This is a genomic window from Gammaproteobacteria bacterium, from assembly GCA_017999615.1.
Taxonomy (GTDB): domain Bacteria; phylum Pseudomonadota; class Gammaproteobacteria; order JAABTG01; family JAABTG01; genus JAGNLM01.
Genome location: JAGNLM010000001.1, coordinates 97,775 through 122,253 on the forward strand (window position 1 = coordinate 97,775; position 24,479 = coordinate 122,253).

21 protein-coding genes are annotated in these 24,479 nt (G+C 69.5%); 13 read left to right on the top strand and 8 right to left on the bottom strand.

Features of this window, described 5'->3' with window-relative positions; all coding sequences use genetic code 11:
• Window positions 1-17 precede the first annotated feature (17 nt).
• Window positions 18-608, bottom strand: coding sequence for a hypothetical protein (locus tag KA217_00415; GenBank protein MBP7710918.1), 591 nt, complete (start codon window positions 606-608; stop codon window positions 18-20).
• Window positions 609-901: 293 nt separating this feature from the next.
• Between KA217_00415 and KA217_00420 the strand changes: the two genes are divergently transcribed.
• Window positions 902-1,567, top strand: a complete 666-nt coding sequence (locus KA217_00420; GenBank protein MBP7710919.1) for a transposase — start codon at window positions 902-904, stop codon at window positions 1,565-1,567.
• A gap of 140 nt (window positions 1,568-1,707) precedes the next feature.
• Here KA217_00420 and KA217_00425 read toward each other — a convergent pair whose 3' ends face one another.
• Window positions 1,708-2,961 carry a strictosidine synthase family protein gene (locus tag KA217_00425; protein MBP7710920.1) on the bottom strand — a complete coding sequence of 418 codons (1,254 nt, stop codon included), beginning with the start codon at window positions 2,959-2,961 and terminating at the stop codon, window positions 1,708-1,710.
• Window positions 2,962-3,140: 179 nt separating this feature from the next.
• Window positions 3,141-4,100 (bottom strand): transposase, encoded by a 960-nt coding sequence (locus KA217_00430; GenBank protein MBP7710921.1) that lies wholly within the window; start codon window positions 4,098-4,100, stop codon window positions 3,141-3,143.
• Window positions 4,101-4,206: 106 nt separating this feature from the next.
• Here KA217_00430 and prsT point away from each other — a divergent pair, with 106 nt between their 5' ends.
• The 4 genes from prsT to KA217_00450 all read left to right on the top strand — a co-directional run bounded on the left by prsT (window position 4,207) and on the right by KA217_00450 (window position 10,711).
• Complete coding sequence (gene prsT, locus KA217_00435) at window positions 4,207-7,065, top strand: PEP-CTERM system TPR-repeat protein PrsT (GenBank protein ID MBP7710922.1); 2,859 nt, start codon at window positions 4,207-4,209, stop codon at window positions 7,063-7,065.
• Between the two features lie 12 nt (window positions 7,066-7,077).
• Window positions 7,078-8,193, top strand: a complete 1,116-nt coding sequence (locus KA217_00440) for a nitroreductase (protein ID MBP7710923.1) — start codon at window positions 7,078-7,080, stop codon at window positions 8,191-8,193.
• A gap of 1,033 nt (window positions 8,194-9,226) precedes the next feature.
• Window positions 9,227-9,544, top strand: coding sequence for a PEP-CTERM sorting domain-containing protein (locus tag KA217_00445; protein MBP7710924.1), 318 nt, complete (start codon window positions 9,227-9,229; stop codon window positions 9,542-9,544).
• Window positions 9,545-9,829: 285 nt separating this feature from the next.
• Window positions 9,830-10,711 (top strand): class I SAM-dependent methyltransferase, encoded by an 882-nt coding sequence (locus KA217_00450; protein MBP7710925.1) that lies wholly within the window; start codon window positions 9,830-9,832, stop codon window positions 10,709-10,711.
• A 39-nt stretch (window positions 10,712-10,750) separates the two neighbouring features.
• On the opposite strand, the gene KA217_00455 is transcribed toward KA217_00450, so the two are convergent.
• Complete coding sequence (locus tag KA217_00455; GenBank protein MBP7710926.1) at window positions 10,751-11,608, bottom strand: ThiF family adenylyltransferase; 858 nt, start codon at window positions 11,606-11,608, stop codon at window positions 10,751-10,753.
• A gap of 202 nt (window positions 11,609-11,810) precedes the next feature.
• On the opposite strand from KA217_00455, the gene KA217_00460 reads away from it, so the two are divergent.
• Window positions 11,811-13,247, top strand: coding sequence for an ABC transporter permease (locus KA217_00460; GenBank protein ID MBP7710927.1), 1,437 nt, complete (start codon window positions 11,811-11,813; stop codon window positions 13,245-13,247).
• A gap of 16 nt (window positions 13,248-13,263) precedes the next feature.
• Window positions 13,264-14,475 (top strand): ABC transporter permease, encoded by a 1,212-nt coding sequence (locus KA217_00465; GenBank protein MBP7710928.1) that lies wholly within the window; start codon window positions 13,264-13,266, stop codon window positions 14,473-14,475.
• 16 nt (window positions 14,476-14,491) lie between these two features.
• On the opposite strand, the gene KA217_00470 is transcribed toward KA217_00465, so the two are convergent.
• Window positions 14,492-15,304, bottom strand: coding sequence for an outer membrane lipoprotein-sorting protein (locus KA217_00470; protein ID MBP7710929.1), 813 nt, complete (start codon window positions 15,302-15,304; stop codon window positions 14,492-14,494).
• 169 nt (window positions 15,305-15,473) lie between these two features.
• On the opposite strand from KA217_00470, the gene KA217_00475 reads away from it, so the two are divergent.
• Window positions 15,474-16,175 carry an ABC transporter ATP-binding protein gene (locus KA217_00475; protein ID MBP7710930.1) on the top strand — a complete coding sequence of 234 codons (702 nt, stop codon included), beginning with the start codon at window positions 15,474-15,476 and terminating at the stop codon, window positions 16,173-16,175.
• A complete protein-coding gene (locus KA217_00480) occupies window positions 16,168-17,652 on the top strand; it encodes a hypothetical protein (protein ID MBP7710931.1) in 1,485 nt (494 codons plus the stop codon). Before KA217_00475 ends, KA217_00480 begins: the two co-directional genes overlap by 8 nt.
• A gap of 41 nt (window positions 17,653-17,693) precedes the next feature.
• Here KA217_00480 and KA217_00485 read toward each other — a convergent pair whose 3' ends face one another.
• Entirely contained in the window at window positions 17,694-18,458 is a 765-nt protein-coding gene (locus tag KA217_00485) for a PEP-CTERM/exosortase system-associated acyltransferase (protein MBP7710932.1), read from the bottom strand.
• Window positions 18,459-18,936: 478 nt separating this feature from the next.
• On the opposite strand from KA217_00485, the gene KA217_00490 reads away from it, so the two are divergent.
• Window positions 18,937-19,701, top strand: coding sequence for a GNAT family N-acetyltransferase (locus KA217_00490; GenBank protein ID MBP7710933.1), 765 nt, complete (start codon window positions 18,937-18,939; stop codon window positions 19,699-19,701).
• A 139-nt stretch (window positions 19,702-19,840) separates the two neighbouring features.
• Here the strand turns inward: KA217_00490 and trmL are convergent, their stop codons facing one another.
• Window positions 19,841-20,305 carry a tRNA (uridine(34)/cytosine(34)/5-carboxymethylaminomethyluridine(34)-2'-O)-methyltransferase TrmL gene (trmL, locus tag KA217_00495; protein MBP7710934.1) on the bottom strand — a complete coding sequence of 155 codons (465 nt, stop codon included), beginning with the start codon at window positions 20,303-20,305 and terminating at the stop codon, window positions 19,841-19,843.
• Between the two features lie 179 nt (window positions 20,306-20,484).
• Between trmL and KA217_00500 the strand changes: the two genes are divergently transcribed.
• Genes KA217_00500 through KA217_00510 form a run of 3 tightly spaced genes read left to right on the top strand, consistent with a single transcriptional unit; the run spans window position 20,485 to window position 23,214 of the window.
• Complete coding sequence (locus KA217_00500; GenBank protein ID MBP7710935.1) at window positions 20,485-20,604, top strand: type II toxin-antitoxin system Phd/YefM family antitoxin; 120 nt, start codon at window positions 20,485-20,487, stop codon at window positions 20,602-20,604.
• Window positions 20,598-21,563 (top strand): dihydroorotate dehydrogenase, encoded by a 966-nt coding sequence (locus tag KA217_00505; protein MBP7710936.1) that lies wholly within the window; start codon window positions 20,598-20,600, stop codon window positions 21,561-21,563. Before KA217_00500 ends, KA217_00505 begins: the two co-directional genes overlap by 7 nt.
• Window positions 21,564-21,570: 7 nt before the next feature.
• Window positions 21,571-23,214: a hypothetical protein gene (locus KA217_00510; GenBank protein MBP7710937.1), complete on the top strand. Its 1,644-nt coding sequence runs from the start codon at window positions 21,571-21,573 to the stop codon at window positions 23,212-23,214.
• Between the two features lie 87 nt (window positions 23,215-23,301).
• On the opposite strand, the gene KA217_00515 is transcribed toward KA217_00510, so the two are convergent.
• Window positions 23,302-24,372, bottom strand: coding sequence for a hypothetical protein (locus KA217_00515; GenBank protein MBP7710938.1), 1,071 nt, complete (start codon window positions 24,370-24,372; stop codon window positions 23,302-23,304).
• Between the last annotated feature and the right edge of the window lie 107 nt (window positions 24,373-24,479).

The window sequence follows — 24,479 nt, forward strand, 5'->3', positions numbered from 1 at the left end:
GGCTTTCCACGAACGCCCTACGCGGCGATGCCCCGGAGCCGTGCGAGAAGGTCCTCAGGGGCCTCGCAGTCGATGACCCATTCGCCGACCTGCCCGAGTCGCTCGGGGCTGTCGATGCCCGCCAGCAGCGGCTCGGCGGCGTCGGCCGTGGCCGCGCCGAAGCGGCGGTCCACTTGGCGCAGTAACATGTGGCGCCCGGCGCTCAGCCCCTGCTCCAGGCCTTCCTGGCGCCACACCCGGGTCCAGTCGCGAACACGCTCGGCAAGCATCGCTTCGTCCTCCGGCAAATCCAGTCTTTCAGACCATTGTAGGCCGGGGAAGCGCCCCGGCAGGAGCACCCGGCGCAGCCAGGTGAGAAATCCCTCCCGAGCCTCGGCGTAACGCGGCTCGTGCAGCGTGCGCAGGGCGAGCGCCATCGCCCGGACCAGGCCGTCGCTCCCGGAGCTCCCCTCCAGCCGGAATACCGCAGCCACCAGACTGCGCAGCGGTGCGAGCTCCTCCTCGGTGTAGCGGCTCTCGTCCAACAACAGATAGCGGAGCTGCGGGCGGTAGTGCTCGAGCCCGGCCTGCCCCGGGGAGACCAGTTCGGCGAGCTCGCGGGCTGCCATCCAGCGGTCGACGGTGGATTGGAACTCGATCAGGAGGTAGACGTAGAGCCAGCCGTCGGTGCTGCGAGCGCGCCAGATGACGTCGGGAAACGGGGGGAAACGGGGACATTCTGCTTTTCCGGAAAGCCAAGCAGGGCGCGGCTTTCCGCGGGCCGGCAGGGTAGGTCCTGGAGACCGCGCCGCGCCTCGTTCTCCGGAAAAGCAGAATGTCCCCGTTTTCTTTCCCGTTTTCTTTCCAGAATGTCCCGGTTTTCCCATGGACGGCGTGCGCGGGGGCGCCTACGCTTCGGAGCATGCCAAGGACGGCACGGGCGTCGGTCGGCGGCGTCATCTATCACGTCATCAATCGCGGCAACCGGAGGGCGACGGTCTACCACGGCCCCCCGGACTACACCGCGTTCCTCCGTCTCGTCGCGCGTGCCGACGAGCGCATTCCGATGCGCCTGCTCGCGTACTGCCTGATGCCGAACCACTTTCACCTGGTGCTCTGGCCGCACGAAGACGGCGACCTGAGCCGGTGGATGCAGTGGCTCCTGACTGCGCACGTGCGCCGCTACCACCGGGTGCGCGGTACCAGCGGCCGCGTCTGGCAGGGGCGGTTCAAGGCCTTCCCCATTCAGGGGGACGCCCACCTCCTCGCGGTCCTGCGCTACGTCGAAGCCAACCCGCTGCGGGCGGGCCTGGTGCAGCGGGCCGAGGAGTGGGCCTGGTCGAGCGGGGCAGCCCACCGGCCTGCGAAAAGCGGCGTTCGACTCGATGAGTGGCCAGTCCCGCGCCCGGCCGACTGGCTCCGGCGCGTGAACGAAGGCGTCGAGACCCCCGAATTCCTCAGCCGGCTGCGCGAGTGCGTCAACCGAGGGGCTCCCTACGGGGACGGCGACTGGGTCCAGGAGACCGCCGCGCGCCTGGGCCTCGGGTCCTCCCTCCGGCCGCTGGGCCGGCCACAGCACACCGGCTGATAACGGAAACGGAAATGGGGACATTGTGCTTTACCGGAGAACGAGGCGCGGCGCGGTTCTCCCGCGCCTCGCTCAGGGCTCCGGAAAGCCGCGCCCTGTCTGGCTTTCCGGAAAAGCAGAATGTCCCCTTTATCTCCCCTTTATCTCAGGGCCGCACGCCCGATGCCGCGCTCGGTGAGACTCCCCAGATACAGCCAGCGCCCGGCCTGGCGGGCGCTGGAAATGGGGGCGTAGGTGCCCGCGGGGTCGCGGAGGTCGTGGACGACCCGCCCCTCGCTGTCCAGGCCCAGCACCCGGCCGTAGCGCTCGGGCGCCGGGAGTAGGGCGGCGGGCAGCCAGGCCAGCAACCGGCGCAATGAGGGCCAGTCGGCGAGCGCGTCCAGCAGTCGGCTGCGCGGGGCGAAGAGGGCGAGCCAGTAGATGCCCTCACCGTTGAAGATGCCCTCGCCGCTGTAAGAGACCCCGTCCGGCAATCCCGGCAGGTCCTCGATGAACGGCTCGGCCCGGCCGGCCTGGGGCCCGCGGAGCCAGTACCGCGTGACCCGGTAGGCGAAGGTCTCGGCGACCAGTACGAACCGCTCCTCGGGGTCCACCGCGACCCCGTTGGCGAAGAAGAGGCCGTCGAGCAGGCGGTCCACCGCCCCCGTGACGGGGTCATAGCGCAGGAGTCGGCCACTCGGCCGGGCTTCCAGGGCCTCCCGGTGGACCGCCTCGGGCCTGTGGCGCCGGGAACTGTCGGAAAAGTAGACGGCTCCGCTCGCACCGACGGCCACGCCGTTCGTGAAACGGAGCGCCGCCCCACCTTCTTCCGTGACGAGTTGTCGGACCTCGCCCCCGGGCGCCAGGGCGTGACGCTCTCGACGCTCGTCCAGGGCCTCAGGCCCGCGGCGCTCGTCCAGGGCCAACTGCTCTCGGTGCTCGTCCGAGGCCGGAAGCCCCTGGCGCTGGTGCACGGCCTCACGCCCCTGCCGCGCGTCCAGGCCCAGAAGCCCCCGGCGCGCGTCGGCGATCAGCAAGTTGCCTTGCCGGTCGAGGGCCAGACCGAGGGGATACCCGCCGGTCCGCGCGAGTTCCTCGACCCGCCCGTCCGCCACCCGGACGCGGAGGATGCGGCCGTCGGCGGTGCCGCAGAGGAGGTCACCCGAGGGCTCAATGGCGAAATCCTCGGGGCCAACCACCGACTCAGCGACGTACCGCTCGATGAAGAGCCGATGGCTGCCCGAGTCGGTGGTTTCGGCCCGACCATCCCGTTCGCCGACCTGGTTGTCGCCCAGTCCGACCACTGGGTCGGCCGCTGGGGCGGCTGCAGCAGTGGCGAGGGTTTCGAGACCTGCCGGCATCACGAGACCTGCCGGCATCACGAGACCTGCCGGCATCATGAGCACTTCGGGCATCACGAGAACTGCCAGAGCCAGCGTTACGAAAGCCGCGAGGGTTACGAGCGTCGTGACCGCTGCGAAGGCGCTGCGCGTGAGGAGTGCGAAGGCGCGACGCGCGAGGGGGGACAGAGGGCTGTGGGGGCGTGGAGACATCGAGGGTCAAACCAGCTTGTCCGAGGAGGTCCGACAGAGGGTCACCCGCCTTCCTTTTCCTGTATCCGCTCGAAAGACTGATGGGGAAAGACCTGACCCCCCTGTTGGTGACCCCCCTGCTTGGTGTGCCCCCCCTGTTTGGTGCGCGCCTCATGGACCCCCTTGACCGCCTTGCTGACGGTCGTGTAGTGCACACCGGCCGCACGGGCGATCTCGACCAGCGTGTAGCCGTGCTCGACGTGCGCGGTTGTGAACGCCTGGTCTCGCTCCGCCCGGTTGGCTGTCGCAACCTGCCCGAGCAGGGTTTCGAGGGATGGTCGAACGGCGTGCCGTTGCGCCCGTGGGACTTCCGGGCTGAGGTTCTCAGCAGGCATTTCCTGTCGCAGGCGCTCCGCGAAGCTCTCGTCCCCGAGCAGGACCTGCCCGCGCAGGTGCTCCCAAGGACCCGTCTCGCCGATGCCACGATAAACGAATGTGCTGTAACGCCGTCGCGCGCGCTCGGGCGTCGGGCCGAACTGCCTCAGAACGGTCTCGACGTCCAGCCACGCCGGCGCCCGCTCGAGGCCCATGGTGGCGCGGAAACTGCTCCAGGGGTGCCGCTCGGGGGAGGCGAGCAATCCGGCGCGCACGGGGTTCAGCACGACGTAGCGGCAGAGTTCGAGCAGGTACGAGTCGCGATCGACCACGATGGCCTTGAATCGTCCCTGGAAGAGGTGCCCCACGCGGTCGTGGCGCCGGTTGAATCGTTGTGTGTAGACCCCGTTCAACTGTCGCATACCGCGAGAGAGGTTGGGCTCCGGGGTCTCGAGGAGCAGGTGATAGTGATTGCCCATCAGGCAGTAGGCGTACATGCGCCAACGGAACTGGCCGACGGTCGAGGCGAGGACATCGAGGAAAACCACTCGGTCTTGGTCGTCTGCGTAGACCGCCTCGCGCGCGTTGCCGCGGCTGGTGGCGTGATAGAGTGCACCGGGGTACTCGAGGCGGAGAGGCCGGGCCATGCAGAGAGTCTAGTCTAAGATGTGATGAACCAAGACCTGACCCCATCAACCCCGGGGTGGGCGAGTCGCTAATTCCAGAGTCCTGCGGCCCTTCGAGGTTTCGACTATGCCCCGCATCCACGACCTGCGCCATCCGCGCCCGAACTTTCCCCTTCGCACGACGCTCACCGTGACGGCCCTTGCCGTGACGCTCACTCTGCTGGGCTGTAGTGGGCCGAGCGCCGAGGAGCACGTACGGCGAGCCCGATCGCAGCACGAGAAGGGTGAGACCCAGGCGGCGCTCATCGAGTTGAAGAACGCCTTGCAGAAGGCCCCGAACAATGCGGAGGCCCGGCAACTGGCGGGGCTCCTCTATCTCGAGGTCGGGGACGGCCCGGCGGCGGAGAAGGAACTGAAGAGCGCGGAGCGGCTGGGCGTTCCCGAGGCCGCCCGCCGAGTGCCGCTGACGCGGGCGGCGCTCCTGCAGGGGCGCTACCAGGACATCGTCCAGGCGGCCATCGAGGATGCGGCCCGGGGTAAGACGGGGTCGGATGACCTCTCTGCCGAGGACGCGGCCACGCTCGACGCCCTTCGCGGTGCGGCGTACGCGGGCCTGGGGAACATCGAGCAGGCGCGGCGCCTCTTCGATGCCGCTCTGGCGCGCCAGCCGGGGCAAATCGATGCTCTTGTCGGCACGGCGGTTCTGCACGCGGTGAAGCAGGAGTATGACGAAGCGCGCGAGGCCCTGAAGCGGGCGCTGGACGCCCAGCCTTCCTCCGCGGAGGCGTGGGCTGTGCTGGGGGAGGTCGAGTTGGTGCAGGGTAATCCAGCTCTGGCCGAAGAGGCCTTCGGCAAGGCCATCGAGCGGCAGCGTTACGTCAGTCTGGTTCAGGCGAAGCGCGCGCTCGCGCGGGTGCAGCTCAAGAAGTTCGCCGAGGCGGAGGCCGACATCAAGTCGCTGAAGGCGGCGGGGCTGAAGGACCACCCCTACGTGGCCTTCGTGGAAGGGGTGGCGTACTCCGCTCAGGGCAAGCACAAGGAGGCGCTTCTGGCGCTCCAGGCTGCTTCCGCAGCGGCCCCGTCGGACCCGGCGGTCCAGTTTTACCTGGGGGTCACGCACTTGGCGCTCGGCAACCGGGAGCAGGCGCTCGCCGCCTCGGAGAGCCTCTATGCCCAGGCGCCGAAGTCGGGCGCGGCGCGGAGGGTTCTGGGGGCCGTCCAGATGAGCCGCTCGGACTACGGGAGCGCGGCGGAGGTGCTCGACGCCGCCCTGCGCGATGCGCCCGACGACCCTGTCCTGCTGCGCATGCTGGCCACGGCGTCGCTGTTCAAGGGGGACGCGGCCAGGGGACTGGAGTACGCCCGGCGGCTCGCTGCTGCGGAGCCCGGGTCCCGGGTGGCGGCCGATCTGCTGCGCGTCGCCAAGCTGATGGCGGGGGAGAAGCTCGACGAGCCTGCGACGGTGGCTGGCGGCGGGCTGGGAGGCGGGGGAACCGACGACCCGGACAAGCGGGAGTTCCTGGAGGCCCTGTCGGCTCTGCGCGCGGGCAAGGTGGCCGAGGCCCTGGAGGCCGCAAAGAAGATGCAGGAGCGCCGCCCCCGGGACGTGGAGGTTCTCAAGCTCCTCGCGTTGGGTCACATGCTCTCCGGCAAGGGAGACCTGGCGAAGGGCGAGCTGGAGGAGGCACTGAAGATCAAGCCGAACGAGCCCTCCGCCGCCCGTAATCTGGCCCTCCTGGAGGCGCAGGCCGGGAATCTGGAACGCGCCCGGACCCTTCTGGTATCCGTAACGAAGGCGCATCCCCGTGACGAGCAGGCGGCCCTGCTCCTGGCGGAGGTCGAAGCCCGCCGCACCGGGCGGGAGGCAGGAGTCGAAGTCCTTAAGGCGGCGCTGGCTCGTCTCCCGTCTTCCCTTGCCGTGCGCGCCGCGCTGGCTCAGGCATACCTCGGTGCCGGACACCCCGCCTCGGCCCTGACGGTCACCCGGGAGCTGAGCGAGGATCAGCTGGCGGGCCGGCCCGACCTCCTTCTGGTCCACGCCAAGTCCCAGATGGCCACCGGAGACGTCGTCGCGGCCCAGCGTTCGTTCCAGCGGCTGACCGAGGTCACGCCCCGCTCGGCCGAGGCACGATTCCTCTACGGGGAGAGCCTGGCGCGTGGCGGGGAGGCGGCGAAAGCCGAGGCGGAGCTCAAGCGTGCCATCGAGATCGACCGCTCCTACCTCCCGGCCCGGGTGGGCGAGGTCAACCTGCTGGTCCATCGTGGCCAGGCGGGCAAGGCCCGGGAGATGCTGGCGGGGCTGAGGCAGGAGTTCGGTGAGCGGCCCGAGTTCCTGGAGGTCGAAGGCTGGGTCGCCTTCCGGTCGGGAGACTACGCGACCGCCACGGAGCGTTTCACCGCCGTCGCCGGCAGCAAGTCGGACTCGGAGTTGACGCTCGGTCTGGCCAGGTCGCTATGGGCGCAACGGGAGCAGGAGAAGGCCCTGGAGGTCCTGCGGGCTCGGTTGCAGGTCCAGGCAGCCGACCTCCCGGTGCTCATGCAGCTGGCGGCGAGCTATGTGGCGATGGACCGCCGGCCCGAGGGCATCTCTACCTTCCGCAAAGTGCTCGAATCGTATCCGGACCACGTGCCGGCCCTGAACGACCTTGCCTGGGTGCTTCAGGACCAGGACCTCAAGCAGGCGCTGACGCTGGCAGAGCGCGCCCATCGCCTGCAGCCAAACAACCCGGCTGTCCTCGACACCCTCGGCACGCTCCGGGCGAAGGGCGGCGACCTCTCGGGCGGAGCGCAGTTGGTCCGCCGAGCGGTGGAGCTGGCCCCGGACCACCCGCAGATCCAGCTGAACCTGGGCCGCATCCTCGTCCAGCAGAAGAAGCACGCCGAAGCCCGCGCCGTGCTGGAGGCATTGCTCGCGAAGGTGCCGGAGGCGGGAGTGGAGACGGAGGCGAGGGCGCTCCTCGGGTCGATTCCCGCGGCCTCGCCCTGAGGGGATAGGCTGATGCGCGAGATGCGCAACACGCACGAGGCGCAGGAGGTGCACGAGATGGACGAGATGCAAGGCAGGATCCGTGAAGTGCTCCGGCTCGGCACACTGGCCCCGTCCGGGGACAACAGCCAGCCCTGGCGGTTCGTGATGCGGGGAGCGGAGGTCGACCTCTTCAACGTCCCGAGCCGGGACACCTCCCTCTACAACCACCGCCAGCGCGCCTCGCTGCTCGGTCATGGGGCGCTCGTGGAGAATGTCACCATCGCTGGGAGGGCACTCGGGCTCGGCGTGTCGGTCGAGCTGTTTCCCGACACCGGCCAGCCGGACTGGGTCTGCCGCTTCGCCTTCACGCCTTCGAAACCGGTTGAGGACCCTCTCTTCTCGGCCATTCCCGCCCGGATCACCCACCGTGGGCCGTACACCGGAACGCCGCTGACCCCTGCCCAAGCCGAATCCCTGAAGGTCGCAGGTGCTGCCGTCCCGGGGGCCGTGCTCCACCTCGTGACCGGGTCCGAGGAAAGGGCGGCGCTCGCCCATCTGCTGCGCTGGAACGAACGAGTCGTGTTCGAGAACCCGAACCTTCATCGCTTTCTCTTTGACCACGTGCGCTGGACCCGGGAAGAGGAGGAGCGCACCGGGGACGGGATCCCGATCGACACGCTGGGCCTGAATCCCCCTCAGAGGCTCGGTTTCCCCGCGCTATCGCGCTGGGGTGTGGTTCGGGCGCTCAATCACGTCGGGTTGTCGGCGGTGGTGGCTCTCGAGTCGTTGCGGAAGCTGCGTGCCTCGTCCGCGCTGGGGCTAGTGTCGGCCGGCGGCGGTGAGGACCGCGATTTCGTGGTGGCCGGGCGGGCCATGGAGCGTGTGTGGCTCGAGGCCACCCGGCTCGGGCTGGCCTTCCAGCCCGTCACCGGGATCATCTGCCTGATGGAGCGGGTGGCGGCCGGCGAGCTCGATGGGATACCCGCGGGGCACGTGGAGCGCCTCCGGGAGCTTCGGCCGGCCGTGTCGGAGGCCTTCGGGCTGGGCAACAGAACCCCGGCGATGGCGTTTCGTCTCGGTCCCCCCGTAAAGCCGGGCCGGCTTTCGGCGCGCTTCCCTCTGGAGAGGGTGGTCGACGTTTCCTAGAAGAGCGGCGAGCCGGGCCTGTCCGTGTCTGCGGGTGCTGGGGCAGCGCGGTGTCGGGCCGGTTCACAGGGCACCTTGCGCGCTAAGTCGTGGAGGTCGTTGGACTTCGGCCGTGCTTCGGCTGGCCGGGAGGACCGGCAGGCGGGCGGGGGAGTCGGGCAAGGTGTCGGGAAGCTTTACAATCGGGGTCCGGGCGGCGTTCTTCGGGCCGAGAAGTCATCTCGAACCGGCTGTTCTGAAAGGAAAATGTCTTCCGTGGCATGGGGTGTGCTAACGCTTAGGGCACGGAACGTGGGCAACACTCCGCACCGAGAGACGAAAAGCGAGAGTTGTATGTCCGGTGCCGAACAGTTACCCCTTACGCTTACGTGATCGACAGCACCTCAACGGAGGCAACCCAATGAAGACTTTCCGGAAAAGGGCGCTGACGGTGGCCGTGACTGCCCTCGTCGCCGGCGTGATGAGCGCACCCGCCCAGGCCTATGTGATGGGCAGTTCCGTCGTCGAGATGACGAACTTCCAGATCAAGGACAGCGCTGGTGCAGTGCTGGATCACGCGACCGATTTCACGTTCCTGACCTTTACCAGTTCAGCGGACCAGTCCGTTGATCTGACGGGTTACGAGCCCGTCAGCATTTCCAGCATCTCCGCGCCGATCGATTTCGCCCCCATTTGCCTTGGGGCGGCGTGTAATCCCATTTTGCCGAACAACTCGTTCCCGCACCCCTTGGCGCCTCCCGCCACCGGAAACTATGTGGCCGCTGATCAGCAGGAATTCGGGGCCCCGATCGACAGCCTTCCCAATTTTCCGGTGGGAGCGACCGTTGCGAGCGGCTCGTATGTCGGACTCGACACCGGGTTAGAGGTTGCCGGCTCTGCCAACTCGAACAACAATTTGAACTCGAGTTTTGTTTTCGCCGTCAACAACTCACAGGCTCTGACGTTCACCTTTGACGTTGACGCGTACCTGCAGGTGGCAATCAGCGCGGCTCCCACCGAGACCTATCCGGCCTTCGCGACGGCCAGTTACCAGATGGACTTCAGCATCCGCGATCTGGGGACCAACACGCTCGTGTGGACGTATGCACCAGACCTGTTCGGCAACGGTGTTCACACGCTGAGCCTGAATGCCCCCCTGCCGGCCGACGTGCAGAGCATAGAGCAGACTGCCGGTAACGTGTCGTTTGCCAGCGTAGCGACCCCGGTACTGGCGGCGGGAACGCTCTATCAGCTTTCTGCGCGTATTCAGACGAATGCAGACGCAGCCCGTGTTCCGGAGCCTGCGATACTCGGTCTGCTGGGGGTCGGCCTGATCGGTCTCGGGGCCGCCCGCCGGAGCCGCAAGGCCTGACGACGACCCGCAGTCTCTGAAGTCGGATAGCAGTGCAAAGGAAGGGGGCCAACTGGCCCCCTTCCTGCGTGTGCGCGGTGCCCCGCGGCGCGAGGAGCGGTCTGACGCCCCGGGGCACGTCGAGCGCCCGGAGAGGGCGGCACCCCGGGAGCGGTGAGTCAAGGAAACGACTTCAGGTGCCGATCAACCTCCAGCCGGACACCGGTGCCTTTCCCCGGCCCTGACCGCGTCGGGCCCCGCCCCCGCGTCCGTCCCGGTCTCTCCCAGTCTCGAGTGAGGTGTGCCATGCCCAGCCTGCCCGTCCTGAAGACCCTGGCTCGTGAGCTCGTGAGCCGTGAGCGCAGTCCTCGCCGCACCGAGCCGGACCTGGTGATGGACGACCCCGAGAAGGTGGCCGCCTACACCCGGGCCGGCCGGGAGGACGGGGTCATGGCCCCGGTCTACCTGTTCCACTGCGCCCAGGTGTGTGAGGTGATCCGGCCCGGGGACACGGTCGTGGACCTGGGGTGCGGGCCGGCGACCCAGCTGGCGATGGTCGCGCGCCTGAGCCCGGACGTGCGCTTCGTCGGGGTGGACCTCTCGGAGGAGATGCTGGAGCGGGCCCGGGCCTATGTGACCGAGCAGGGTCTCGGCAATGTCGCCTTCCAGCAGGCCGACGTCACCGATCTCGGGTTCCTCGGCGACGCCAGCGTGGACGCGGTCTTCTCGACGGTCGCCCTGCACCACCTGCCCGACGTGGGCCACCTGGAACGGACCTTCGCGGAGGTCGCCCGAGTCCTGCGGCCGGGCGGTGGGCTGTACCTGGTGGACTTCGGGCACCTGAAGTCCGAGAAGTCGATCGAGTACTTCGCTTACCAGTACAGCGACCGGCAGCCCGAGCTGTTCACGCTCGACTACCTCTACTCCCTGCGGGCGGCGTTCCCGCTCGCGGACTTCCAGCGTCTGGCAGACCGTTACCTGGCGGGCCGGGCCCGGGTGTATTCCACCTTCCTGATGCCGTTCATGGTCGTGGTGAAGAGCCCGCCGCGGGCCGGCGAGGTGCCGCCGGGGGTTCGTGCCGGGCTGGCCGCGCTGCGCGAGGCGTTACCCTCCTACCACCGGACGGACCTGAAGGACCTGCGGACCTTCTTCCGTCTGGGCGGGCTCGGAAGTCCCCTGCTGGCCTGAGGCGAGCCCCGCGGCCGGGGCGGGGTGCCCGTGCGGTGCTCAGCGGGCGAGCTTGCGTCGGGCGACGGCCAGGGCGACGCGCTGCAGCGGGTTCCGGCTGCCCCACGGGCGCCAGGTCTGCACCATGCGGTTGCGGTAGGCGTCGAAGTGCAGCCCTCGCGGCGCGGCCACGAGCTCACCGCGTCCCAGCAGGAGCTTCAGGACGTGGGTCGCCGCCACCCCGGCGCACAGATCGCAGGCCATCGGGGTGGACGGCCCGCGGTGCCGGGCCAGATCGACCGCGGAGGGGTCCGCGAGATAGCCCACCTGGAGCATCGCGGGGGAGAGGCCCAGCAGGAAGCGCAGCAGCTGCTCGCGCTCGGGCACGCCGGCCCAGCCGAAGTAATCGTCGGGTGTCATGTGGCCCGGGAGGAAGGTGAGGAGCGCGACGCCCATCCCCAGGGGGGCGGCGGTGACGACCGGGATGCCCTCCGCCAGCGCGGCGGAGAAGACCCGCCGGCGCATGTCGATGGCGAAGAAGTCGAGTGCGTCCAGGTAGACGTCGGCCCCCTCGAGGAACTCCCGCACGTTCTCGGTCGTCAGCCCCTGGGGGAATCGGCGCAACTGAAGCTCCGGGTTGACGTCGAGGGCGAGCTCCGCGAGGACGTCGAGCTTCGGCCGGCCGAGGCTGCGCAGCGTGGCGCCGGCCTGGCGGTTGAAGTTCACGAGCTCGAAGGTGTCGAGCTCGGCCAGGTTGAACGCGCCGATGCCGAGGCGTGTCAGGGTCAGGAGGTGGCTGCCGCCGACGCCGCCGAGGCCGGCGATGGCGATGCGCTTGCCGCGCAGGAGCGCCAGCTCCTCCCTCGTGACCCAGCCGATGTTGCGGTCGAAGGCCGTCTCGTAGTCGAAGTCGCCCATCGCTTCTCGCTCCGCTCCCTGTCGGTGCGCCCCGCCGGCGCTCTTCCCTGTTCCCTGAAATCGGCCGCCGGGGCGTGTTACTGTAGCACGCGCGGAGGCGGCGCCCCCCGGGCCGCCCCGGGCCGCTGCCTTGCCCATGTACGCTGAGTGCCCTCACTGCCACGCCGTCCACCGGGTCCGGGCCGCGGACCTGCAACTCGCGATGGGCAAGGTCCGCTGCGGGCGGTGCCACACCGTGTTCGACGGCCTCTCGGCCCTGTGCGACGAGCCCGGGGGCGGGGCGCAGTCTGCGCCGCGGCCCGCGCCGGCTCGCGCCCGGGCGGAGCGGCAGCGGGAGACCCGTGTCGGCGGCGCCCCCGCGGAGCCGGCGTCCCTCGCCCAGCGGGCCGCCGGGGGGCTTGGCCAGTTCCTGCCCGGCATCCTCACCCTCGCCCTGCGCAGCCTCTCGCGCAACCGCGGGCGGACCGCGCTCGGCCTCGCGGCGGTCGCCTTCGGCGTGGTCGCCCTGCTGCTCGCGGGCGGCTTCATGGAGTGGATCTTCTGGGCGATGCGGGAGAGCTACATCCAGTCCCGTCTGGGCCACATCCAGGTCGCCCGCGAGGGGTACTTCGAGGGCGGCGTCGCCGAGCCCTTCGCCTACCTGCTCCCCGGGGACTCGCCGGCGCTCGGTGCCGTGTCCCGCGCTCCCCACGTGCAGGCCGTCGCCTCGCGGCTCGCCTTCGGAGGGCTCGCGAGCCACGGGGAGACCACCATCGCGTTCCTCGGCGAGGGCGTGGAGCCCGACCGGGAACAGGCGGTCTCGCGCCAGCTCACCATCGAGGAGGGCGAGAATCTCGCCGAATCCGCCGCCGACGGAGTCATCCTGGGGGCCGGCCTCGCGGAGAACCTCGGGGTGAAGCCCGGCGACGCTCTGGTGTTGCTCGCCACGACCCGAACCGGTGGCGTCTCCGGCGTGGAGGCGCGCGTCCGGGGCCTCTTCCGGACCTCGACCAAGGCCTTCGACGACAGCGTGCTGCGCGCCCCCATCGAGCTCGCGCGCCGGCTCCTGCAGGTCTCGGGGGCGCACACCTGGGTGCTGCTCCTGGACCGCACGGAGCACACCGACCGGGTGGCGGCGGACCTTGCGCGGCGCATCGAGGAGACGGGTGCCTCGGGCCTCACGCTGCGGCCCTGGCACGCCATGACCGACTTCTACCACAAGACCGTGGAGCTCTTCTCCCGGCAGGTGAACGTCGTGCGGGTGGTGATCGCGCTCATCGTCCTGATCAGCATCTCCAACACCCAGGTGATGAGCGTGCTGGAGCGCACCTCCGAGATCGGAACGGTGATGGCCATCGGCCACAGCCGCCGGTACGTGATGCAGCTCTTCCTGCTCGAGGGGCTGCTGCTCGGCATCGTCGGGGGGCTGTTGGGACTTGCGGTGGGCGCCGGTCTTGCCAGGCTCCTTTCGGCGGTCGGCATCCCCATGCCGCCTCCCCCCGGAATGGACGTGGGCTTCTCCGGGGAGATCCTGCTGACGCCGGACCTCATGGCCGGGACCCTGGCCGTGGCCGTGGCCAGCACCGCGCTCGCGAGCCTGTACCCCGCCTGGAGGGCCTCCCGCATGGTCATCGTCGACGCGCTCCGCCAGGCCCGGTGAGCGCCGGGGCCGCGCGATGCTGAAGCTCGCCTTCCGCAACCTCCTCCGCCACAAAGGGCGCACCGCCCTGACCCTGGGGGCCATCCTGCTCGGCGTCGTGGGGCTCATCCTGAGCGGCGGCTTCGTGCAGGACATCTACGTGCAGCTCCGGGAGTGGACCATCCACTCCCGCCTCGGACACCTGCAGGTCTATGCCGAGGGCCACTTCCACTACGGCCGCCGGCAGCCCTACCAGTACATGGTCGCGGAGCCGGACAGGGTCGCAGAGGGCATCGCGGGGGTGCCGCACGTGGTCGACGTGCTCCGGCGCGTCAACTTCGACGCCCTGGTCAACAACGGGCGCGGGGACCTTCCGGTGATGGGGGAGGGGGTGGAGCCCGACAAGGAGGCCCGGCTCGGCAGTGCCCTGCGGATCGTGAGCGGCCGCCAGCTGGCGGCGTCGGACCGGCTGGGGGTCCTGGTCGGGCAGGGGGTCGCCTCGTCGCTGCAGCTGCAGCCCGGGGACTACGTGACGCTGGTCGCGACGACCGCGGCCGGCTCCATGAACAGCCTGGAGCTCGAGGTCGTCGGGTCTTTCGCGTCCGTCTCGAAGGACTACGACGCTCGCGCCGTGCGCATCCCCCTCGATGCGGCGCGCGAGCTCCTGGACACCGACGCCGTGCACGCCCTGGTCGTCTCGCTCGACGACACCCTCGCCACGGAAGCGGTCCGCTCCGCCCTGTCCGCGGTGCTGCCCGCCGGGACCTACGAGGTGAAGTCGTGGGAGGAGCTCGACGACTTCTACCGCAAGACGGTCGCCCTGTACCGGCGGCAGTTCGGGTTCTTCCAGGTGGTCATCCTGCTCATGGTCCTGCTGAGCGTGGCAAACAGCGTGAACATGAGTGCCTACGAGCGCACGGGGGAGTTCGGCACCCTGCGGGCCCTCGGGGAGCGCTCGAGCGGCGTCGTGCGCCTGATCGTGACGGAGAACGTGATGCTCGGACTGGCGGGGGCGTTGCTCGGAGCGGCCCTGGGGCTCCTTCTCGCCTGGGCCATCTCGCTCGTGGGCATCCCCATGCCCCCCCCACCGAACTCCGACCTGGGTTACACCGCACTCATCCGCATCGAGCCCCAGAGCGTGCTGCTCGCCCTCGCCATCGGTTTCGGCGCGACCGTGCTCTCCGCCCTGCTGGCGGCCTTCCGGGCCGCCCGTGTGCCGGTGGTGGACGGACTGCGCTGGAACGTGTGAGCGTTCGGGCGGCGGGCTACTGAAGCTTCTTCAGGTAGTCCTTGGTGAAGACCTCGTCCGGCAGGTTGCGGCGCTGCATGTTCCGGTACTCCATCACCGAGCGGCTGCCCTTGCGCAGGGCGTCCTCCATCACGAGGCGCGCCGGCCGGGACTCGCCCTCCATGGCGCGGAAGTCCTCGTAGCGGCAGGTCTTGAGGAGCCGGTTCGAGAGTGTGTAGAACTCGGCCTTGAAGGGCCGGAAGGAGCCTTTTTCGACCCAGTAGGTGACCTTGGGGTAGGTCACGCCGCGCTGCGAGGCCTTGAGCTCGAGGACGAAGAGTTCCTTGCGCTCCAGGGTCTCGGTGCGGAGCAGCGTGGCGTCGTAGTCGCCGGAGAAGTTCGCGCGGGCGAGGTCGCCGTTCGCGACCTGGCCGGTCAACTTCTGTGACAGGGGGAGTCTCACGGGCTGCGAGACGCTGGGCAGGAAGACCCAGAGGTCGCGCTGGCGCATCAGCATCATCTGACCCTTTTCCGAGGCCGGCGCGGTGGTGAGCACGACCGTGCTCTCCTTCCCCTTGGAGAGGACGCGGTACTCGTGGACGTCGGTCGTGCTGTCGCCCGGACTCGTCGTCGAGACGTGCACGTCGACCTGGAAGCCGTCCGCCGGGAAACGGATGCGGTCGGCCATCTCGACGATGTGGCCGGGGTCCGGGTCCGCCGCGCCCGCCGTGGCCGCCGCGCCCGCTGTGGCCGCCGTGGCCGCTGGCACGGTGAGAACGGCGACTGCCCCCAGGAGGCACAGGCGGAGAGGGAGTCGGTATGTGAGTGACGCGCTAAATCCGGTTCGCATGGCGTGCTCCTGGGGGATGTGTGCCGCCGTCCGGGGCAGGGTGCCGCTCGGGACTGTCCGTGCTGGCGCTGCGTGGCATTCGAAGGCCTATGTACCTATACTTCCCCGACGCGCACAAGGAGTTATCGAGGTTTTGCGAGATCGACTCGAGGGACATTTTGACGCCCCCATGAGCGTCGTCCGTGTCGACCACGTCTCCAAGGACTACCGCCTCGGCCGGCAGACGTTCCGTGCGCTGCACGATGTCTCCCTGGCCGTCGCCAAGGGCCGGTTCCTCGCGATCGCCGGCCCGTCGGGGAGCGGGAAGTCCACCCTGCTCAACCTGATCGGTTGCATCGATACGCCCACGGAAGGCCAAGTCTATATCGGCAAGGAAGAGGTGAGCCGTAAGACCCCCGACGAGCTCGCCGATCTGCGGGCCAGCGCCCTCGGGTTCATCTTCCAGACCTTCAACCTCCTGCCCGTGCTCTCCGCGCGGGAGAACGTCGAGTACCCGCTGCTGCACCGCAAGGAGATCTCACGCAAGGAGCGCCGGGAGCGGGTCGAGCACTATCTCGGGGTGGTGGGGCTCTCGCGCTACGCTCACCACCGGCCGAACGAGCTCTCCGGAGGCCAACGCCAGCGGGTCGCGATCGCCCGGGCGCTCGCGGGGAGCCCAGCCATCGTGCTGGCCGACGAGCCCACGGCGAATCTGGACTCGAAGACCGGCGAAGGGGTGCTCCGGCTGATGAAGAAGATCAACGAGTCCGAGGGGACGACCTTCATCTTTTCGACGCATGACTTCCGGGTCATGGAAATGGCGGACCGTGTGGTGAACATCAGCGACGGTCGGTTGGTGGGGACTGGGACGGAGGATTCGGGGCATGAGTAGAACGCAACACACGCTGCTGCCGCTCGCGCTCCTGTGCCTCGCCGCCGGCCCCGCCCGGGCCGAGGGCCCGTTGTCCCGCGAGGCCCTGTTTGGCCTGCCGCCGGCCGGCACGGCGGCGCCTGCACCCGCACCTGCACCCGCTTCCGCGCCCGCGCCCGCACCCGCGCCCGTTGCCGGTGCTCCCGCCCTCACCCCGCCGGGTGGAGACGAGAGCCCCGTGACTGCTGAACCTGGCGGACTCGCCGGACCTGGCGGGTCCGGTGGCCCGAAGGTCTCCGGTTTCCTCCACAGTCAGCTCGCCTACACCTACGGCGGCACGGGGCACTGGTCCCTCTTCCAGAACATGGCTCAGGTCTCCGCAAGCGGTCGGACCGATGGGGGGATAGGCTGGAAGGTGGGGGCGCGGGCCCAGGTCGACCCGGTCTACGCGGGCAACGACTACTTTCCCGGCGAGGTCCGCGACAACCAGAAGCATGATGCCTGGGTCTGGGAGAGCTACCTGGACTTCGCCACCGGCCCCGTCGAGTGGAGGGTGGGGCGCCAGCACATCGTGTGGGGCGAGGTCGTCGCCTTCTACTTCGCCGACGTGGTCTCGTCCTTCGACCAGCGCCAGTTCATCCTGCCCGACTTCGAGCTGAGCCGGCTGCCGCAGTGGGCCGCGCGCGCCGAGTGGTTCCAGGGGGATTTCCACGCCGAGGCCGTGTGGGTTCCGGTGATGACCTATGACGAGATCGGCAAGCCGGGGGCGGATTTCTACCCGTTCCAGCCGGGTGAAACGCCTGGATTCACCACCACGATCCGCGATGAGCGCTTTCCGGACGAGGACCTGGGCAACTCGGGCTATGGCCTGCGCGCCAACTACCTGACCGGCGGGTGGGACGCCTCGTTGTTCTTCTGGAGCTCTCCGGACCGTTTCCCGGTGTTCAAGCGCAGCGTGAGCCTTGCGCCCACGCCGACCATCGCCTACCGGCCGATCCACGAGCGGATCCACCAGTACGGTGGCACGGTGGCCAAGGACCTGGGGCCGTTCGTGGTGAAGGGCGAGGCGATCTACACCCGGGGCCAGCTCTACGAGACTGCGGACCCGGGGGAGTCGGATGGATTGCTGCGCAGCGACGCGCTCGATTGGATCGCGAGCGTCGAGTTCGCCTTCGAAAACGAGACGCGGCTCAATCTGCAGTACATCCAGGCCCGCGTCTTCGACCGTGAGCCCGGGATGGTGCAGGATGCCCTGACCAGCGTGGCCACGGTATTGTTGAGCACGAAGGCGTTCCACCCCAAGGTGGCGCCCGAGATCCTCTACGCCACGGCGCTCGGCGACACCGACTGGAATCTGCAGGGGCGCGTGACCTGGGCGTTCCAGCCGAACTGGAGCCTGGTCGGGGGTGTCGACGTCTTCGGCGGAGGCTCGGACGGCTACTTCGGCCGGTTCGAGCACCAGGACCGCGTCTACGGGGAGGTCTGGTATCGCTTCTGACCGCGCTCCCGTTGGCCGGGGGCTTTCCCCGGGGCTCCGGTCTAACGGCCGGCGGAGGCCCGAGCGGTCTCCCGTTCGGAGAACATCCGGCCCCCGTCGGTGAGGAAGTCCCAGATCGCCGGCTGCTCCGTCCGGACCTGCTCCAGGAGCTCGACGCCGTCCCGATAGCACGGTTGCCGCCGGCCGTGGTACTGCACCGGGGGCCCGGCGGGATGGAAATGGATCCCGAGGCGCCCGAGCAGGCGCAGCAGCGCCGGCATCATCACCGCGCACCAGTGGGTCACGCCCCGCTCGGTGCTCATGCGGGCGATCTCGCGCATCAGGCCGATAGCCATCGTGGGGATGAGGCGCTGGTCGGTGGGTCCGGAGGTGTCGTCGCGCGCGACGCTGTGCTCGTCCGGGTAGAGCCCCTCCGACTGCCGGCGGCGGAAGTCCTTGGAGATGGCGAAGCGGGAGATCTCCGCCGTGCTGCCCGGGGGGAAGGGGGCCCGGCTGCGGCAGACGGCGTGAAACGGCAGGTCGCTCGGCCGGCTGCCATCCGGCAGGATCAGTCGCACGGTGCCCGCGACGTTGCCCGTGGGGCGGTGCACCAGTAGGGCATGGACCGCGCGCTGGTCGTAGGCGTCGTACTCCATGCGGTCAGGGAAATGCGAGGGGTCTTCGAAGGCGTTCTCGACGCAGTACACCTGGTAACGCAGGCGGAACGCGGCCTCGCGCAAAGCCGGGGTGTCCGCGCGGACCATGGTGAAATACTGCTCGTACACCTCCGCGAGACTGGGGGGTGCGGGGCTCGGGTTCGTCGTCACAGCGTGCTCCGGTGCGGGACGGTCGCCTCTCATGACCTGTTTGCGTGCGGTTGTCGGCGTTCTTTACAGGAGTTCTGACCCTTGCGGGCCGGATGCCCACGTCCGGGGCGGTTTGCCAATCTTGCCGCAAAATGGTAGAGTTAGGCTGTTTTGCTTAGTCTTAACCTCAGGAAACTCCGCGTCGGCTGTTCTTACGTTTGTCGGCAGTCCCTGGTGGTTCGCGGGGACTGCGGCCTCAGAAGTCTCCCATCCGGTGGATAGCGCCGGGCCCCAAAGACAGTGAGATAGGGCCATTCGCTGATGACCTGTCCAAGCTTTTGTGACGCATGGCGCATTTTTTGCCTATATTCTGCTGCCCGGTGCCGGGGAGGGGCGCGCGATCCGCGTCGCTGGGGAGCCTCGGGCGGTGACCGGTGCGTTGCAGTGCGGTCACGGCGTGGGTGAATCGGTGAGAGTGCGGGGCAAGAGGGGGTGCCGCATGGAGACCAAGCCAGCATTGGGGGCATTTGCGCTGAATGCTCATCCCTACGAGGCGGTCATCGCGGACACCGAGCCGAGCAGAAGTATTGCGTACCGCCTGCGGTATCAGGTCTATTGCCTCGAAACGGGCTTCGAAGACCCGCTGCACTTCGATACGAAGGAGGAGTCGGACGAGTTCGACGCCCACTCCATCCATTTCCTGATCCGCTGCACCAACACCGGTGGATGGCTCGCCAGCGCCCGTCTGGTGATCCGGCAGGAGCAGGGACCTCTCCCCGTGGAGAGTCACTGCCGGATTGATCCGGCCCGTCTGGGCGCGCTCAGCCGCCCCGATGGCGAGGTCTCTCGGCTCCTGATCGTGCGTCGCGACCCCCTGGTCGGGCCGGTGAGCCGGTTCGAGGCGGAGGGACTCCTGAGCGCCCGTACCGAGATGCTGCGCCGCCTGTTGATCGGGCTCTGCTCGCGAGCCCGAGACCTGGGTCTTCAGAACCTCGGGTTCTTCCTGGCTCCATCGCTGAAGCGCGTGTTGACCCGGCTGGGGATCGAGGCCCGCCTGATTGGGGACGCCTGTCATCACCGGGGGGTGCGCCATCCCTACCTCGGAAACGTCACCCAGGCGCTTGAGGCCCTCTACGCACACGGGCCGGCGACACCCGGCGTCGAAGAGGTCAACGAGCCCTATCGCCTGTATTCCCAGCTGGACCTGCCGTTGGCTCGCGCCGTGCCGTTCGCGGCGGCACGCCTGGGGTCGACCTCGGTCTGAGGGTTGGAGTGCGGCCGCGCGGGGCGCGGCGCGCCTGGGAGTCGTTCGTCCCCCAGGGGTGGGGGCGCCCGGGTCACGTTTGCGGCCCCGGGGGCGCGGGGAGGGGTGCTGGCCCGGCCTGGACCGGTGCGGTGACCGCTCATCCCGGTGACGGAAACCCCTGCTGTCTCCAGGCCTCGTAGACCACCACCGCCACCGCATTCGAGAGGTTCAAGCTCCGGCTCCCGGGCACCATCGGGAGGCGCAGCACGTTCCCCGGCCCGATCGCGGCCAGGAGCTCCCCGGGCAACCCCCGGGTCTCCGGCCCGAAGAGCAGCGCGTCCCACGGCCGGTAGTCGGCGTCGGCGTAGGACCCGGTGCCCCGGGTCGAGAAGGCAAGCACTCGCCCCGGGCGCTCCTTCTCCAGGTACGCCTCCCAGCTCGCGTGCTCCCGCACCTGCGCCCACTCCCGGTAGTCGAGCCCCGCGCGGCGGAGCTTTGCGTCCTCGAGCTGGAAGCCGAGCGGGTGGATGAGGTGCAGCGTTGCCCCCGTGTTGGCGCAGAGGCGGATGACGTTCCCCGTGTTGGGCGGGATTTCGGGCTGGTAGAGGACGACGTGGAACATGGTGAGCGGGCCTGGCTGCGAGTGGACGCGCGGGGGAGCGGAAGCACACAGGTTACCCGGAACGCCCGCGTGACGCGGCTCGCGCCGCGATGGTCCCGTGTTTTGCCGCCGAGTTGCGCTCGTTCACGCTGAACCATAAAGTGGGTCCACTTTCTGGTTTGTTCCTCACCAGGCTTCCGATGATCACCGTCAACATCCACGAGGCCAAGGCGAAGCTCTCCGAATGCGTGGCCGCCCTGGAGCGTGGGGAAGCGGTCCTGCTCGCGCGCCGGAACGTTCCGGTGGTGGTGCGATGGTGAGCGAGCGTCTCGCGGTCGAGTTCTGCGGTCTGCGCCTGCAGAGCCCGCTGGTGCTGCTCTCGGGCTGCGTCGGCTTCGGCGACGAGTACACGCGGGTCGAGGGCTTCGACCACCGGGAGGTGGGGGCGGTGTGCCTGAAGGGCACGACGCTCGAGCCGCGGCTCGGCAACGCCCCGCACCGGGTCTACGAGACGCCCATGGGGATGCTGAACGCCATCGGGCTGCAGAATCCGGGGGCGCGCTACGTCGTGGAGAAGATCCTGCCCCGGCTCGACTTCTCCGAGACCCGCTTCATCGCCAACATCGCCGGCTCCACGGTGGAGGACTACCGCGAGGTCGCGCGCGTCTTCGACGACTCCCCGGTCGACGCCATCGAGATCAACATCTCCTGCCCGAACGTGAAGGCGGGCGGGGCGGCCTTCGGCAACGATCCGGACGTGTCCGCGCGGGTGGTCGCTGCCTGCCGGGCGGTGACCAGGAAGCCCCTCATCACCAAGCTCTCCCCGAACCAGACCGACATCCGCGAGAACGCGCGCCGCTGCATCGAGGCGGGTACGGACGGGCTCTCGGTCATCAACACGCTGATGGGGATGGCTATCGACGTGGAGACCCGCCGGCCCGTGCTCGGGAACAACCAGGGCGGGCTCTCGGGGCCGGCCATCAAGCCGATCGCGCTCCTCAAGGTGCACGAGGTCCACCAGGTGGCGGCGCCCCACGGCGTGCCCATCATCGGCCAGGGCGGGGTCACCTGCGCGGAGGACGCGCTCGAGTTCCTCATCGCGGGGGCGAGCGCCGTAGGCATCGGTACTGCGCTCTTCTACGATCCTCTCGTGTGCGCCGGGATCAACGCCGGGATCCTTTCCTACCTGGACCGCCACGGCCTTGGGCGCGTGGGCGAGCTGACCGGGTCGCTCGTGCGCCACGACGCGGTGTCGGCGTGCGAGGTCTGCATCGACTGAGGGGATGATGGGCTGGACTCCCTTCTCGATCATCGACCGGACCCTCACCGTCTGCGAGGCCGCGCCGGTGCTGGGCCGGCCTCGCTACCTCGCGCGGTTCGTGGAGCAGGGGCTCTGCCGTGTTCGTTGGCTCGCGGCCGCCGTCATCCCGTTCTGGATCGCGACCATCTTTCTCCATCTGTGGTTCGCGCCGGAGCGAGCAGACAGTGTGGCGGGCCTGGGGGGAGGCGCCCTCGGGCCGCGGCTCGCGGTCATTCTGCCGCTGGTCCTGGCTGTCGCGGGGGCGCTCCTCGTGCTGGTCTTCCCCCGCCGCGCGGCTCCGCTCTCCACCGTGCGGTTTGTGGTTGCGGTCTGCGCGCTGGCGGCGCTCGGGGGCGAGGGCCTGCAGCTCGGGCTCTCCCACGGGGCGGGCTACCACATGCCGAGCTACGTGCTCGCGAATCTGGTCGTGTTGACGATCTTCCCCCTGTCCTCCACCCAGCTCATGGCGCTGGCCGCCTGTTCCCTGCTGGTGCCGCTGGTGGCAGGCGCCGCCACGGGCATGGAGCCCCAGGCACTCCTGCAACTCTCCGCCAAACTCACGCTGCCGGCCGCGGCGGCCGTGTTCGGGGTCGTGCTGAACCTCTGGTATCTGCGCAACTATCGCCAGCGCAGCATGGCGGAGCTGCGCCTGCGCCGGCGCACGGTGGAGCTCGAGCTGCAGCGGGCGGAGACCGAGCGCGAGCGTGCCGAAGCCGTCCGCCAGCACGCCGAGGCCGAGCGTCAGCGCCAGATCGCCGAAGGCCAGCGCGAGGAGGCGGAGCTCCAGCGCGAGCGGGCGATGCAGCTGCTCTCGAGCGCGTTGACGGGCCCCGTCGCGGAGCGCTACGCGCGCCAGGGCTTCGTCGAGCCCTCGACGCGCCACGTGGTGCTGCTCTTCTGCGACGCGGTGGGGTTCAGCCAGTCCTGCGAGAAGATGCTCCCCGAGCGGATTGTCGCCGCCATGCGCGAGTTCTGGCTGCGCTTCGACGACGCCTGCCTCAGCGTCGGGGTGGAGCCCCTGCGCGCGGAGGGCGACGCCCGCATCGCCATTGCGGGGCTCGGGATGGAGGGCGGCCCCGTGCACATGCACCGGGCGGCGATCGGGGCGCTGCTGGCGATGCTCCGGTTCCGGCGCTCGCTGCCCCCGCTCGGGGACGCCGAGGAGGTGCTGCGCAAGGTCCGGGACGGCGGCTACGTGATGTGGCCCGCGCGGATCGGGATCACCATCGGCCCGGTCGCGGCCGGGGTCATCGACACGAGCCACGTGCTCCCCGACGCCTCGGGGCGCACCCGCGCCGGGCGGCTCTGGTTCGACGTCTGGGGCGACACCCTGAACGTCGCCGCGCGGCTCGCCCAGAGCGCCCGGCCGAACCAGATCATCACCCGCGAGCGGGTGCTCTGGGAGGCGGGCGGGCTCTTCGAGCACGGCCCGCTGCACGGGCGCCGGGTGAAGAAGAGCGTGCTCCCCGACTGCACCGAGGTCTTTGGCATCCGCCCCGAGTACCGGGACGCCGAGGGCGAGCCGAACGAGGCCTTCTGGGAGGTCTACAACAGCGAGAGCTACCGCCCCGCCCGCCCCGACCCCCGCGGAACCGGCAATGAAAATGGGGACATTGTGGGTTTCCGCTAAGCCGCGCCGCGCCTACGTTCCAGGGACGTCCCGTGAAGCCGCGCCCCGCCTGGGGTTGCGGAAACCCACAATGTCCCCATTTTCAGGTCAGAAGTCGAAGGCCACCGAGGCGGTGAGCAGGTCCATCCGCCCGAACTCGCGGTGGATCTCGGGGGCGGCGTTGCGCTGCACCGCGAGGTCCACCCGCACGCCCTTCGTGGGGTAGAGCCCGAGGCCGGCGCTGAGGGTGCTCTCGGACTCCGTGTCGAGCGTCCAGCCTGCCCGCAGGGCGAGCCAGGCCGGTCCCGGGCGGGACTCCACCCCGAGCGCGAAGCGCCCGATGTCCGCGTGGCCGCCCACGCGGCTGTGCACCCGGTCGTACGTCGCGTCGGCGAAGACTCCCAGGGCGGGCGAGGGCAGGTAGGCGGCGCCCACCCCTGCCGACCCCGTGTAGATGGTGTCGTCGAACCGGTCGAGCTCGGTGCCCGAGGGGATGACGACGAACGGTGGAAAGACGGGGATGGGGGCGAGGTTCTGGACCGTGTCCGTCGTCGTGCCGCGCCCGACGTTCGCCATGGCGCCGAGGCGCACGCTGTCTGTGAGGTCCGTCTGCACCCCGAGGGTCAGGTCGACGGAGCGCACGTCGACCTCGAGCCGGGCCGGGATGTTCAACGCCGCGCGGGACTCCTCGTCGATGGTGGAATCCACCACCCGCACCTGGCCGCCCACGGAGGTCGCCGGCGTCAGGCGCCGCGCGAGACCGAGGAAGAATTCGTTGGACCGGATGTGGTTCTCGAGGCCCTGCCGGGTGTCGGCGTCCGGGGTGTCGGTGTAGGCGTAGGCGAACGAGAGCACTGTGTTCTCGTCGGTCGGCACCGCCAGGGTCGCCGGGAAGGCGAGGAGCGTGGACCCGTGGTCACCGGTCGCGCCAATCCCGGTGAGCGTCACCTCGGTGCGCTGACGGGGCCGTGCCGCGTCGCCCGCGGGGTTCACGGAGGAGCCCCCCGGAAAGGCGATGGAGGCCTGGCGGCCGGCGGTGTCGGCGTAGTTGCTGGCGCGGTCGAGTCCGAGGAACAGGCGCAGCAGATAGGGCTCGCTCGAGAAGTCGGCCGCCCAGGAGAGCGGCGCCACGCCCGCGGCGAGCACCGCGGCAACGACCTTGCGCAGGGCGGATGTCATGTGACTCTCACCTCCCTCTCGATCGGAAGTCCGGATCGTTCCCATCTCGCCCATCCTCGGCCCCACCCCCCGAAACCCGCGCCCCGCCTGGCTCTGCGGAAAAGCAG